General features: G+C 73.0%; 13 protein-coding genes. 1 reads left to right on the top strand and 12 read right to left on the bottom strand.

Features of this window, described 5'->3' with window-relative positions; translation table 11 throughout:
• Nucleotides 1-98 precede the first annotated feature (98 nt).
• Complete coding sequence (locus H4W80_RS40780; protein ID WP_192789927.1) at nt 99-2120, top strand: apolipoprotein A1/A4/E domain-containing protein; 2022 nt, start codon at nt 99-101, stop codon at nt 2118-2120.
• A gap of 94 nt (nt 2121-2214) precedes the next feature.
• Here the strand turns inward: H4W80_RS40780 and tsaD are convergent, their stop codons facing one another.
• From tsaD to H4W80_RS40720, 12 genes are all read right to left on the bottom strand, one after another.
• Nucleotides 2215-3246: a tRNA (adenosine(37)-N6)-threonylcarbamoyltransferase complex transferase subunit TsaD gene (gene tsaD, locus H4W80_RS40775; protein ID WP_192789926.1), complete on the bottom strand. Its 1032-nt coding sequence runs from the start codon at nt 3244-3246 to the stop codon at nt 2215-2217.
• Entirely contained in the window at nt 3239-3670 is a 432-nt protein-coding gene (rimI, locus tag H4W80_RS40770) for a ribosomal protein S18-alanine N-acetyltransferase (protein WP_192789925.1), read from the bottom strand. The genes tsaD and rimI overlap by 8 nt, the downstream gene beginning before the upstream one ends.
• A gap of 11 nt (nt 3671-3681) precedes the next feature.
• Nucleotides 3682-4326, bottom strand: a complete 645-nt coding sequence (gene tsaB / locus H4W80_RS40765) for a tRNA (adenosine(37)-N6)-threonylcarbamoyltransferase complex dimerization subunit type 1 TsaB (protein ID WP_192789924.1) — start codon at nt 4324-4326, stop codon at nt 3682-3684.
• 43 nt (nt 4327-4369) lie between these two features.
• Nucleotides 4370-5299, bottom strand: coding sequence for an aminoglycoside phosphotransferase family protein (locus H4W80_RS40760; protein WP_192789923.1), 930 nt, complete (start codon nt 5297-5299; stop codon nt 4370-4372).
• A 45-nt stretch (nt 5300-5344) separates the two neighbouring features.
• Nucleotides 5345-5881 carry a class F sortase gene (locus H4W80_RS40755; protein WP_225963919.1) on the bottom strand — a complete coding sequence of 179 codons (537 nt, stop codon included), beginning with the start codon at nt 5879-5881 and terminating at the stop codon, nt 5345-5347.
• 2 nt (nt 5882-5883) lie between these two features.
• Nucleotides 5884-6519 carry a hypothetical protein gene (locus tag H4W80_RS40750; RefSeq protein WP_192789922.1) on the bottom strand — a complete coding sequence of 212 codons (636 nt, stop codon included), beginning with the start codon at nt 6517-6519 and terminating at the stop codon, nt 5884-5886.
• Between the two features lie 210 nt (nt 6520-6729).
• Nucleotides 6730-7188, bottom strand: coding sequence for a tRNA (adenosine(37)-N6)-threonylcarbamoyltransferase complex ATPase subunit type 1 TsaE (gene tsaE / locus H4W80_RS40745; RefSeq protein ID WP_318787286.1), 459 nt, complete (start codon nt 7186-7188; stop codon nt 6730-6732).
• On the bottom strand, nt 7185-8237 hold the full coding sequence (locus H4W80_RS40740; protein ID WP_192789921.1) for an alpha/beta fold hydrolase: 1053 nt from the start codon (nt 8235-8237) through the stop codon (nt 7185-7187). Before H4W80_RS40740 ends, tsaE begins: the two co-directional genes overlap by 4 nt.
• 45 nt (nt 8238-8282) lie before the next feature.
• Nucleotides 8283-9416: an alanine racemase gene (gene alr, locus H4W80_RS40735; RefSeq protein WP_192794024.1), complete on the bottom strand. Its 1134-nt coding sequence runs from the start codon at nt 9414-9416 to the stop codon at nt 8283-8285.
• A gap of 66 nt (nt 9417-9482) precedes the next feature.
• A complete protein-coding gene (locus tag H4W80_RS40730) occupies nt 9483-10940 on the bottom strand; it encodes an NAD(P)H-hydrate dehydratase (RefSeq protein WP_192789920.1) in 1458 nt (485 codons plus the stop codon).
• 11 nt (nt 10941-10951) lie between these two features.
• Entirely contained in the window at nt 10952-11302 is a 351-nt protein-coding gene (locus tag H4W80_RS40725) for a holo-ACP synthase (RefSeq protein ID WP_192789919.1), read from the bottom strand.
• Between the two features lie 13 nt (nt 11303-11315).
• The gene (locus H4W80_RS40720; RefSeq protein ID WP_192789918.1) at nt 11316-12722 is read right to left on the bottom strand and encodes an alkaline phosphatase PhoX; all 1407 of its coding nucleotides are present in this window, start codon (nt 12720-12722) and stop codon (nt 11316-11318) included.
• Nucleotides 12723-12729: the final 7 nt, after the last annotated feature.

The raw sequence follows: 12729 nt of genomic DNA, 5'->3' as shown, positions 1-12729 counted from the left end.
CCCTGATGCGGTTTTCCGCGTTCCCGCTCGCATATCTGAAAATCGACCTATATCCCACCGCTGCGCGGCAGACCGTCGGCGAGCCAAAGGAGCTTTCGGTGGACCATTCCAACCACACCACCCTTCTCCAGGCAGGAGGCCAGTCCGGCATCTCCGAGAGGATGCGGGACCTGCTGGCGCGCGCCTCGCAGGATCATGTGTACGAGCAGCGCACGCAGGGGGCCGTGCTGGACGAGATCCGCCAGCGGCTCGAAGGCATGGAGTGGCTGCTGCGCGAGGTGCGCGAGCGCGAGCTCGGCGGCCTCAGCGGCACGCTGCAGGCGGTCAGCGGGCGGCTCGACGACATCACCGCCAAGCCGCCGATGTGGGCGGAGGGGCTGGCTCAGCACGTCGAGGCGGTACGCGACCACGTGGACGCCGTCGGGGAGCGGATCGGGGACGTGGACGCCCGCGTCGCCCCGGTGGCCGACCTGCCCGGCCTGCGGGCCGACCTGGGCACCATGGGCGAGGGCGTGGACGAGGCGCTCAGCCGCCTGCAGACGGTGCTCGACACCACGGACGGCCTCACGAAGGGGATGTCCGACTTCGCCGCCACGCTGGCCACGCTCAACAGCAGCATGGAGGCCGCCGCGAGCCGCTTCACCAGGCTCGACAAGTCGATGGCCGACCTGAGCACCCGCACCGACCGGGTCGAGGTCGCGGTGGGCGACCTGTCGGAGCACCTCACCGCCCGGCTGAGCGCGCAGGACAAGCAGCTCGCCGTCCGGATGGACGAGACGGACCAGCGGCTGACCACGCGGCTCGACCAGGCCGACCAGCGCCTCACGGCCCGGCTCGACGACACCGACCAGCGGCTCTCCGACCGCCTCGACGAGACCGAGCAGGGGCTGACGGCCCGGCTCGACGAAGCCGACCAGCGCCTCACGGCCCGCCTGGACGACACCGACCAGCGGCTGACGGCCCGCCTCGGCGAGAGCGACCAGCGGCTGACGGCTCGCCTCGACCAGACCGAAGAGCGGCTCTCCGACCGGCTCGACGAGACCGACCAGCGGCTGTCCGACCGCCTCGACCAGACCGGCCTGCGGCTGACCGCCCGGATGGACGAGACCGACCAGCGCCTGGCCACCAGCCTCGTCGAGGCGGACGAGCGGCTGGCCAGCCGCCTCAAGGAGTCCGACGAGCAGCTCGGCAGCCGCCTGTCCGACGTCGAGCTGCGCCTGGCCACCAGGCTCGACGAGGCCGACCGGCACCTCGCCGTCCAGCTCGGCGAGAGCGAGCAGCGCCTGAGCGCCCGCCTCAGCGGCGTGGACGCCCGGCTCGACCGGGTCGAGGGCCGGCTCACGGGGCTCGACTCGAGGCTCACCGGGTTCGACAGCCGCCTGGAGTCCGCCGACGAGTGCCTGGCCGACATCGACACCAGGCTCGACGGCCTCGACGGCAGGATGGCCGGCGTCGACAAGCGGCTCCTGTCCGTGGACAACCAGCTCGGCGGCGTGGACAAGCGCCTGGGCACGGTGGACGGCCACCTGGGCCGCCACGACGACAGGTTCGACGCGCTCGACGTACGCATCGACGCCCGTTTCGGCGCCCTCGACGAGCGCATGGCCGCCTCCGACCAGCGCCTCGGCGAGCTGTCCACGCGCAACGAGGGCCGCTTCAACAAGCTCGACACCCAGATCGACTCCGTCGACGAGCGCCTGGGCGAGGCCGAGGAGCACCTGAGCAGCCGGTTCGACGGCCTCGACACCCGCTTCAACGGCCTCGACACCCACCTCAACGGCCTGGCCACCCGCGCCGAGCAGGCCAGCGCCCACCTGGAGTCCGTCGACGACCGCATCGAGACCGTCAGCGAGCGCGTGGGCCGCCTCCCCGAGGCCCTGGCGGGTCAGAGCGAGCTGCTCCAGGCGCACGCCGGAGAGCAGGCCGAGCGCCTGACCGCCGCCGCGAGCGCGCTCACCGAGCTCGTCACGGCGCGTCCCGACCGCGACCAGCTCACGGAGACGGTCACCGGCATCGTCCAGCCCGCGACCGACGACCTCACCAAGCGCCTGGGCGCCCTGGAGGAGACCATGCTGGCCCTGGCCGAGGCCCTCCTGCGCCCCACCCGGGCCAAGGACTGAGCCCCCGGGGCCAAAGGGCTGACACTCGTCAGGACCGAGGACCGAGGACCGAGGACCGGTGTCCGGGGCCGTGCCGTCATCGACAGCACGGCCCTCACACGTGGACGGTCGTGATCGGCAGCGACGAGTCGGCGGGGATCTCCAGCGTCGACGGCGTGATCCCGGCCGCGACCAGGTCGGAGCCCAGGGCGGCGACCATCGCGCCGTTGTCGGTGCACAGCCCGGGACGGGGCACACGCAGCCGTACGCCGGCCGCGTCGCACCGCTCCTGGGCCAGCGCGCGCAGCCGCGAGTTGGCCGCCACGCCACCCCCGATCAGCAGGTCGTGCACGTCGTACTTCCGGCACGCCTGAAGCGCCTTGCGGGTCAGCACGTCGACCACGGCCTCCTGGAACGAGGCGGCCACGTCGGGCACGTGGATCGACTCCCCGGACGCCTCGCGGGCCTCGACCCAGCGCGCCACGGCCGTCTTGAGCCCGGAGAAGGAGAAGTCGAGCGTCCCGTCGTCGATCTTGCCGCGCGGGAACGTGATCGCCGCGCCCGAGCCGTCGCGCGCGGCCCGGTCGATGTGCGGCCCGCCGGGGAACGGCAGCCCCAGCACCCGCGCGACCTTGTCGAACGCCTCGCCGGCCGCGTCGTCTACCGTCGAGCCGAGCGAGATCACGTCCGAGGCCACGTCGGGCACGAGCAGCAGCGAGGAGTGGCCACCCGACACGAGCAGGGCGATGCACGGCTTGGGCAGCGGCCCGTGTTCGAGCTGGTCGACGGCCACGTGGGCGGCCAGGTGGTTGACGCCGTAGAGGGGCACGCCGAGGCCCAGCGCGTAGGACTTGGCGGCGGCCACGCCCACCAGCAGCGCCCCCGCCAGCCCCGGGCCGGCGGTGACGGCGATGGCGTCGATGTCGGAGAACTTCAGGCCGGCCGCGGCCAGCGCGGCCTCCACGGTCGGCGTCATGGCCTCCAGGTGGGCGCGCGAGGCCACCTCGGGCACCACGCCGCCGTAGCGGGCGTGCTCGTCCATGCTGGAGGCGATCGTGTTGGCCAGCAGGGCGTGGCCCCTGACGATGCCGATGCCGGTCTCGTCGCAGGAGGTCTCGATGCCCAGGACCAGCGGTTCGTCAGTCATCAAGATTCCTTCTCATCATGATCGCGTCGGTGCCGTCGTCGTAGTAGCGGCGGCGGGTGCCGATCTCCTCGAACCCGTAATGCCGGTAGACGCCCTGCGCGCGCGGGTTGTCGGCGCGTACTTCCAGGAAGATCTCCCGCGCTCCCCTGCGGCCCGCCTCGGCCAGCAGCTCGGTCAGCAGGGCGCCGCCGATGCCGGTGCCCTGGTGCTTCTCCAGCACCGCGATGGTCTGCACGTCGGCCTGGTCGGAGGCGGAGGCGAGCCCGGCGTAGCCGATGATCTCGCCGTCCACGAGGGCCACCACGTAGTGGCGCGAGCGCGGCATGTCGGCCAGCTCGCCGCGCATCATGCCCTCGCTCCACGCGTCGAGCGGGAAAGTGGCCCGCTCGATCGACATGACCGCCGGCAGGTCGGCCTCGGTCATCGGCCGGAGGTTCACGCCGTCACCCGCTTGGGCGCCCCGGGCACGACGGCGTCGGGTCTGCGCAGGTAGATCGGGCGGGGCGGGTCGAGCAGCGTGCCCTGGGCGAGCCGCTCGGCCGCGAGCGCGGCCAGGGCCCCGGCGTAGGGGTAGGGGGGCGCGTCGCTCTCGCCGAGGATCTCGGTGTAGAGCCCGGCGCCGGCGCCCACGACCGGCAGCCCGTCCACGGGCACGTCGGCGGGACGGTCGACGAAGGGCCCGTCGAGCCGGGTGCGCATGTCGGCGTAGCGCGCCCAGAACACCTCTTTGCGCCGCGCGTCGGTGGCCACCAGGAACGGCTCGGCGAGCCCGCTGCCGTAGGCGACGGCGTCGAGCGTGCAGATGCCGTACGCGGGGACGCCCAGCGTGGTGGCGAGCCCCTGCGCGGTCATCAGCCCGACGCGCAGCCCGGTGTAGGGGCCGGGGCCGCTGCCCGCCACGACGGCGGTCACGTCGCGCAGCGCGGCGCCCGCCTCGGCCAGCACGTGTTGGATGGTGGGGACGAGCAGCTCGCCGTGACGCCGGGCGTCGATCGTCGTGTGCTCGGCGAGCACCCGCCCTCCGTCGTGGAGCGCGGCGGTGACGGCGGGTGTCGCGGTATCAAAGGCCAGGACCAGCACGGCTGTCTAGCCTACCCGCCGTACGGCCCGCCGCCTCCAAAAGTCAAGACCAGCCCGTACGACGCTTGAGCCAGTCGAGCGCGACCACCCCCTGCGCCCGCTGGAACGCCCTGACCGTGGGCAGTCCCGGCGGGTCCGGCAGGCGGCCGTGACGGACGAAGTAGCCGCAGAGCCCGGCGACGAACGCGGTCACCGCGGGGTCGGGATCGGTGAACAGCTCGTGCGGCATCGGCCCGCCCTGCATGCCGACCGACGGCAGCATGGCCACCAGATCGACCCAGGGCGCGCCCACGCAGGCCCACGGCCAGTCGACGACGTAGACGCGCTCGCCGCTGAGCAGGATGTTGTCGGCCCGCAGGTCGCGGTGGAGCAGGGTGTCGCCGGCCGCCGCCGCGGCCCAGCCGGACTCGAGCTCGGCCAGCTCGTCGAGGTGGCGCAGCGCCCACGGGTCGAGCCCGGCGGTGTCCTCCTCCAGCAGGCGGCGCCAGCCGCGGAACGACGAGTCGAGAGCCTCGGCTATGGGCGGCGCGGCGATCGGGGCGGGGGTGAGCTCGGCCGACATCCGCCTGACGGCGCCGAGCACCCGGTCGAGCTGGTCCCGCCGCCAGGGCAGCTCGGGAGACGCCCCCTCGACGTCCTCGAAGACCAGCGCGACCCACCCCTCCAGCTCGAAGCCGGTCAGCAGCCTGGGCGCGGGCACGGAGTCCGGCAGCGCGGCGGCGATCTCCAGCTCGGCGCGGTAGAGGCGGACGCTGTCGGCGTTCGGTTCGGGGCCGATGGCCTTGACGAAGGCGCGCCTGCCGTTGTCCGCGCGCAGGCGGACCGCGGCCGCCGGCGAGAAGCCGCCGGGCTGGGTGACCGCCTCGGCCACGCGCGCCCCGAGGAAGTCCTCGACCGCCGCGCGCACCTGCGGGTGCACGGACTCCCAGGGCAGGCGTACGCCCGACGCGGGCGGGCTGGTGTTCACACTCACTCGTCCATGATCCTGGACGAGGGGAAAGGGAGCGCAAACCGTTTTTCAGGCGCGGGAGGCGTACACGATGATGTTGTCCAGGTATTCGCCCTTGGCGTAGTCGAACTTGCCGCCGCAGGTGACCAGCTTGAGCCCGTCCTCCAGGTAGACGCGCCTGGTGGGGAAGCTGTCCTTGTGCACCTGCTCGATGTGGTCGACCTTGAAGCTCACGACCTTGCCGTCACTGCGCTCGACCTTGACGGTCTCGCCCTTGCGTAACTGCCTGAGCTTGTAGAACACGGCGGGGGCGGTCTTGGTGTCGACGTGGCCGATGATCACCGAGGCGCCCTTCTCGCCGGGCACGGCGCTGCCGGTGTACCAGCCGGCCACCTTCGGCTTCTCGTACGGGGGCAGCTCGACCTCGCCGTCCTTCGACAACCCGAGCTTCATGAGCGGTGCGTCGACGTCGATCGAGGGGATGTCGATGCTCTCGGGCACGATCGACGCGGTGGGCGTGGTGCCGGTCTGCATGCCCTTGCCGAACGCGACCAGCAGCAGGCCCGTTGCGGCGCCGGCGAGCACCACCCGTCCAGGGCGGGCCATCGCTACGCCTTGCGGCGCTTGACCGCGAAGCCGATGCCCGCGACCAGGGCGAGGCCGACCAGCACGCCCGCGGGGCCGAACGGGATCGAGGAGTCGTCGCTCGCGTCCATCCCGTACGTGCCGCCGCCGCCCGCCTTGGGCGCCTTGCTCGGCACGGTGGACGGCACGGCCTCTTCCGCGGCGACCCTGAGGGTGGCGCGGCCCATGTCGTTGGTGCCGTCGCACTTGACGTCGACGCGGTAGGAGCCGCGCCGGACCGTTCCCGAGACCTGCGCCTCGCCGCGCACCCAGGGCGAGCCGTTGGCGGGCGTGGCGGTCGCGGTGGGGGTCGCCGAGGCCCCGGCGACCGGGTTGAGCACGACGCCGTTGACGAACGCCCGCGAGGTCCCGGTGCCGGTGTGCGCCGGGCCGCCGGTCGGCACGGGGCAGTTGGCCAGGATCCACACCTTGGAGGTCTCCCCCGCGGTGACGCGGTCGGGGTTGAGCTGGACCGAGATGGTCTGCCTGGTGGTCGTGGGCCGCGGGCTGCCCGTGGCGGTCGCGGTCGGGGCGGCGGTGCCGCTGGCTGTGGTGGTGGGCGTGGCTGTGCCTGTTGGATTTGTCTCGGCTGAGGCCGTGCAGCCGGTCAGACCGACCATGACGATGGCTCCCGCATACGCGACTCGCCTGACCCTGAGCACCGGCCGCACCCCACTCCGCCGTCCTACGACCCAGCATCCATCAGAAATATGGATGTCGCCCCTCCTGATACCCAGAAAATCTGGGCCAATCCCTGACCAACGATCATGATTTATATCTTTGGCCTGGTACGTCAAGGGTGCCAGTATTGCCGAAAATTGACGGCGGTTTTAGTCTTCTACCGGCTCAGACGGCGTGTCGGCCCATCGCGGACCCACGCCGCGCAGGGTGACAAGGCGGGCCTCCTCGCCCGCCTCGCGGTCGATGTGGATCTCCAGCCGGTCCTCGGCCAGCCCCTCGACCAGCCCCTCGCCCCACTCCACGACGGTGACGGAGTCTTCCAGGGAGGCGTCCAGGTCGAGGTCGTCGACCTCCAGGTCGCCGCCGAGCCGGTAGGCGTCCACGTGCACGAGCGGCGGCCCCTGGCGCAGCGACGGGTGCACCCGGGCGATCACGAACGTGGGCGAGGTGATCGGGCCGCGTACTTTGAGCCCTTCGGCGATGCCCTGCACCAGCGTGGTCTTGCCGGCGCCGAGCGCGCCCGACAGGACGAGCAGGTCTCCGGCGCGCAGCAGCCCGGCCAGGCGGGCGCCGTAGGCGCGCATGTCCTCGGCGGTCGCGAGCCTCACTGCATCTCCACCCTTTTGATCAGGTCGCGCAGCGCGTCGTTGACGGCGCCCGGCCGCTCCAGCTGGATGAGGTGGGAGGTGTCGGGCACCTCGGTGAACTGCGCCTTGGGCAGCGCGGCGGCGATGGCCCTGCTGTGCTCGGGCGGGGTGAGCCAGTCGCGCTCGCCCACCATGATCGCGGTCGGCACCGGGTCGAGGACGTCGAGCGCGGAGAGCTTGTCGTGGTTCATCAGCGCGGGGTAGAAGTCGGCGACCACCTCGGTCGGCGTGGCCCTGATCATCGACTCGGCGAAGTCGACCACGGTCGGGCTGACGTTCTTGGAGTCGCCGAAGCCCATGTAGCGGGTCATCAGGAACGCGATGTCGCTGCCCGCGCTGCGGGTGCGGTCGACCAGGGCGCCGCCCTTGCCCAGGATCGAGACCGTGGACGGGGCGATCTTGTGCACCGCCTTGGACACCATCGCGGGCAGGCCCAGCGTGAGCTCGGCCAGCTTGCCCGCCGAGGTCGCGATGAGCGCCACGCCGCGGATCTTGTCCGCGAACAGCTCGGGGTGGCTGTCGGCCAGCGCCATGATCGTCATGCCGCCCATGGAGTGGCCCACCAGCACGCACGGGCCCGGCACGAACCGCTCGATCACCTCGGCCAGGTCGGCGCCCAGCCGGTCGATCGTGCTGCCGTCGGCGCCCGCGCGCTGCGAGCGCCCGTGCGAGCGCTGGTCCCACAGCACCAGGCGGTAGTTTTCGCGCAGATCCTTGCGCTGGTAGTGCCAGGACTCCAGGCTGAGGCAGTAGCCGTGACAGAAGACGACGGTCAGCTCGGCATCTTCTGGCCCGTCGATCTCGACGTGCAGCGCCTTCTCGTCGGAGGTGACGAGCGTGCGCTCCCTGCCCCGCAGCTCGCCGAACGGCTCGCTGGCCTCGGTGTCGGGGCGCAGCCTGATCCGGCCGACCGCGTACCGCTTGGCCAGCGCCGCCGCCGCGACGCCGGCGGAAGCCGCACCGACGAGCGCGCCGGCGATGCCTACCCTGCGCCGTGTTGTCGTCGTCATCTCCCCGATCCTTCTCCGCTCATGCCGGCCGCGAGGTGCCCGTCGTCACCCCGAGCGCCTGTGCTCGTGGACCCGCGGCACGCGCGACCCGATCCTGGTCACGATCTCATGCGTGATCGTGCCGAGAGTATCCGCCCACTCCTGAGCGGTCGGCTCGCCCCCGTCACCGGGCCCGAACAGCACGACCTCGTCGCCCGCCGACAGGGCGTCGTCGCCCATGTCGATCATGAACTGGTCCATGCACACCCGGCCCGCGATCAACCTGCGCCGCCCGCCGGCCAGCACCTCGGCACGCCCCGTCGCGTGCCTGAGGATCCCGTCGGCGTATCCGAGCGGCACGAGGCCGAGCGTGGTCTCGCGGTCGGTGACGTACAGGTGAGCGTATGACACGCCCGAGCCCTGCGGAACCCGCTTGACCAGCCCGGCCTGCGCCACGAGCGTCATCGCGGGCCTGAGCCCGAAGTCGCCCAGCTCGGGGATGGGGCTCAGGCCGTACATCGCGATGCCGGGCCTGACCAGGTCGTAGCGGGCCTCGGGAAGCGTCACGGTGGCCGCGGAGTTGGCCAGGTGCCTGATCACGTGGGAGCCCGCAGCGCCGGCCCGCTCGGCCAGCTTCAGCGCCGTGCGGTAGGCCTCCTGCTGCTGCTCGATCGACGGGTGGCCGGGGATGTCGGCGCAGGCGAGGTGGGACCAGAGGCCGACGATCTCGACGACGCCCTCGGCCTGGAGCTTCAGCGCCGCGTCGACGAGCCCCTGCCAGGCGGCCAGCGGCGAGCCGCCCCTGCTCATGCCGGTGTCGGCCTCCAGGTGGAGCCTGGCCGTGCGCCCCGTGCGGCGGGCGGCGGCCTCGATCTCGCCGAGCAGCCCCGCGTCGGAGGCCGACAGCTCGATGTCCTTGTCCAGAGCCTCGTCCAGCGGCTCGCCCGGGGTGATGAGCCACGACAGGATCGGCGCGGTCACCCCGCCCGCGCGCAGCTCGAGCGCCTCCCGGACGAACGCGGTGCCCAGCCGGCTCGCGCCTCCCTCGATCACGGCCTCGGACGCCGGCACCAGCCCGTGCCCGTACGCGTCGGCCTTGACGGCGCCCATCAGCTCCGCACCGCCGGCCCGCTCCTTGAGCAGGGCCACGTTGTGCCTGATCGCGGCCAGATCGACCCGCGCCTGCGCCGGTGTGGCCATCGAGGAGTACATCCCTCCAGTGTGGCAGCTCACGCGGGTGGTCGAGCGCGATTTCCGCCCCCGCCCCTACGACGAGCGGCCCCCGCCGGTCACCGCGCGGATGGCGGCCGGCACCGCCGCGGCCACGTCGGCCGCGGTCAGCGGCGCTCCCTCTGCGGCCCGCCGCCCGGCGAGCCCGTGCAGGAACGCCCCGCAGGACGCCGCGTCGTAGCAGCTCAGCCCCTGGGCGAGCAGCGCCCCTGCCACTCCCGCCAGCACGTCGCCGGTCCCCCCGGTGGCCAGCCAGGACGTGCCCGTGACGTTGACCCGGACCGGCCGCGACTCCTCGGCCACCACCGTGGTGGAGCCCTTGAGCAGCACGGTGACGCCCAGCTCGGCCGCGGCCCGGCGGACGTGTTCCAGCCGGGCGGCCTCGATGTCCTCCCGGTCGGCGCGGATGAGCCGCGCCAGCTCGCCGGCGTGCGGCGTGATCAGGACGGGCGCCGACCGCCGCAGCAGCCCGCGGTCGCGGGCCACCAGCGTCAGCGCGTCGGCGTCGATCAGCACGGGCACGCCGGAGGCCAGCACCTGGGCGGCCACCTCGTGCGCCCACTCCCCGGTGCCCAGCCCCGGCCCGAGCACCCACGCCTGCACCCGGCCCACGTCGTCGATGGAGGGCCGCTCCAGCTCGGTGACCACGGCCTCCGGCCAGTGCGCGCGCACCTGGGCGACCGGCGCGCCGGTCCCCGCGTACCGCACCATGCCGGCCCCCGCCCGCAACGCGCCGCCCACCGCGAGCACGGCGGCGCCGGTGAACAGGTCGCTGCCCGCGGCGACGCCCAGCACGCCCCTGCGGTACTTGTCGGACTCGTTGCCGGGCCGCGGCAGCAGGACGTCCACGTCGCCGCCGGTCAGCGCCGCGACGTCGGGATCGGGCAGGTGGGCGCCGAGCCCGATGTCCACCAGCTCGACCGTCCCCGCGTACTCGGCGCCGGGGTCGACGAGCAGGCCCGTCTTGTACGCCCCCATGGTCACGGTCACCCGGGCCCGCACCGCCGGGCCCTCCACCCGGCCGCTGCTCGCGTCCACGCCGCTCGGCACGTCCACCGCGACGATCGGCCCGCGGGCCGCGTTCGCCTCCTCGACGAGGGTCCTGTACGGCTCCCGCAGCGCCCCTGAGGCCCCGATCCCGACGAGCCCGTCGACGATCAGGTCCGCGCGCTCCAGGGCGTCACGCTCGACGACCCGCCCGCCGGCCTGCCTGAGCGCGGCGAGCCCGGCCTCGTGCGTCCTGGACCCGGCCAGGACGGCGCCCACCCACGCCCCGCGCCTGGCCAGCCGCTCGCCGGCGTAGAGCGCGTCACCGCCGTTGTCGCCGCTGCCGACGAGGAGCACGACGCGTTTGCCGTAGACCCTGCCCAGGAGGTCGGCGCAGACGGCGGCGAGCCCGGTGGCGGCCCGCTGCATGAGCGTGCCCTCGGGCAGCCGCGCCATCAGCTCGTGCTCGGCGCCCCGGATCTGGTCGGCGGTGTAGGCAGTCCTCATGGCCTCAGAAGCTATCCCTCCGCGATCACATAGGCCACGGCCACGCCCGCGTCGTGGCTGAGCGAGACGTGCCAGCGCTTGACCCCGAGGTCGTAGGCGACCTCCGCGGCCTTGCCGGTGATCCGCAGCTCGGGCTTGCCCCGCTCGTCGCGGCGCACCTCGGCCTCCAGGTGGGCCAGCCCCCTGGGCGCGCCGAGCGCCTTGGCCACGGCCTCCTTGGCGGCGAACCTGGCGGCCAGAGACCGCACCGGCAGCTCCATCTCGGCCTCGGTGAACAGCCGCTCCTTGAGCTGCGGCGTGCGCTCCAGCGCCGCCTCGAAGCGGTCGATGTCCACGACGTCAACGCCGATGCCAAGGATCATGACCCCAGCGTACTCAGAACAGCCCGCGCTCCCACGGACCCCAGATCGCGAATGACCTGCCCTGTTTCGCCTGGACGTTGACGTACAGGGTGTGGCCGCCGGGCCCGAACGTCGAGCCCGCGAACTCCGCACCCGGGTCGTCGGGGATCGGCTCCAGGCGGCAGAAGTCGAAGATCTGGCCCGACTTCGTGAGCCCGCGCAGGTAGTTGTCGCCGTCGCCGTCCTCGCACAGCACGAGCGTGCCGCGCCTGCTGGCCGTCACGTTGTCGGGCAGGTCGAGCACCGCCGAGCGCGGCGACTCGTAGGCGAGCCTGAGCCGCCCGCTCCACGTCTCGTACGCCCACACCTGCCCCCGACCCTTGCCGAACCCGGAGGGCGGCGTGTCGCCGGGCGCGGTGGCCCCGCCCTGGGTGGAGACGAAGTACACGACCCCCTGGTGGAAGACGGACCCCTCCAGCCGGGAGAAGATCGCCGCGCCCGCCTCGCGCCCCTGCCTGCCCACGGCCTGGACGGCGTCGTCGTAGGCGGGCCTGCCGGTGAAGGCCGGGTCGGGGTCCTCGATGTCCACCCAGACGGTCTCGTACGTGGCCCCGGGCTGCTGCCCCACGGACAGGTCCTTGCGCTTGGCGCCCTTGACGCCCAGCATCTGCAGCCGCCCGCCGTCGAGCAGCCGCCCGGCCTGGACGGGGTGCTTCGGCGGCAGGTAGCGGTAGAAGCCGGAGGGGAAGGAGAAGTTGTCCTCGGTCAGGTAGAGCGCGCCCGTGGAGGGGTCGAAGGCCACCGACTCGTGCGGGAACCGGCCGGCCGACCTGATCGGCCTGGCGGTCGCGGCGCGGTTGACCGGCACCTCGAAGATGTAGCCGTGCTTGCGCGTTAGCTTGGCGTTGTCGCCGCCGGAGAAGTCGTCGGCCACGTCGGGGCCGTTGACCGTCTCCTCGCAGCTCACCCAGGCCCGCCACGCCATGGGGCCGCCCGAGCAGTTCATCATGGTGCCGTTGAGCGAGGGGCCGGCCTGGATCACCTCTCCGTAGCGCGTGACGCGCAGGGTGGAGGTGCCGCCCCCGGCCATCGGGTCGTACGCCTTGGCCTTGTCGCCGAACGCGCCGACGGGGCCGTTGACCTCGTGGTTGCGGATCAGGATCGCGCTGTCCTTGGGGCCGGAGAAGGCCGCCATGCCGTCGTGCCTGCCCGGCACGGCCGACCCGTCGCTGAACTTCTCGCCGGCGGCGCTGAACGAGCGATATCTGAACCCCTCGGGCAGGTGCAGCCGCACCTTCCCGTCGCGCAGGTCGGGCACGGCCTTCAGCCGGCCGTAACCCCCCTGCACCGGCTTGACGCCCCCTTGCGCTCCCGCGCACGCGACCCCGGCGAAGGGGCCCGCGACGGCGATCACGTTCGTGATGAAGCGACGACGGTCCATCAGACCT

This window comes from Nonomuraea angiospora, assembly GCF_014873145.1.
GTDB lineage: Bacteria > Actinomycetota > Actinomycetes > Streptosporangiales > Streptosporangiaceae > Nonomuraea > Nonomuraea angiospora.
The sequence above is the reverse complement of the archived record's forward strand: the minus strand, read 5'-3'. Positions and strand labels throughout refer to the sequence as shown.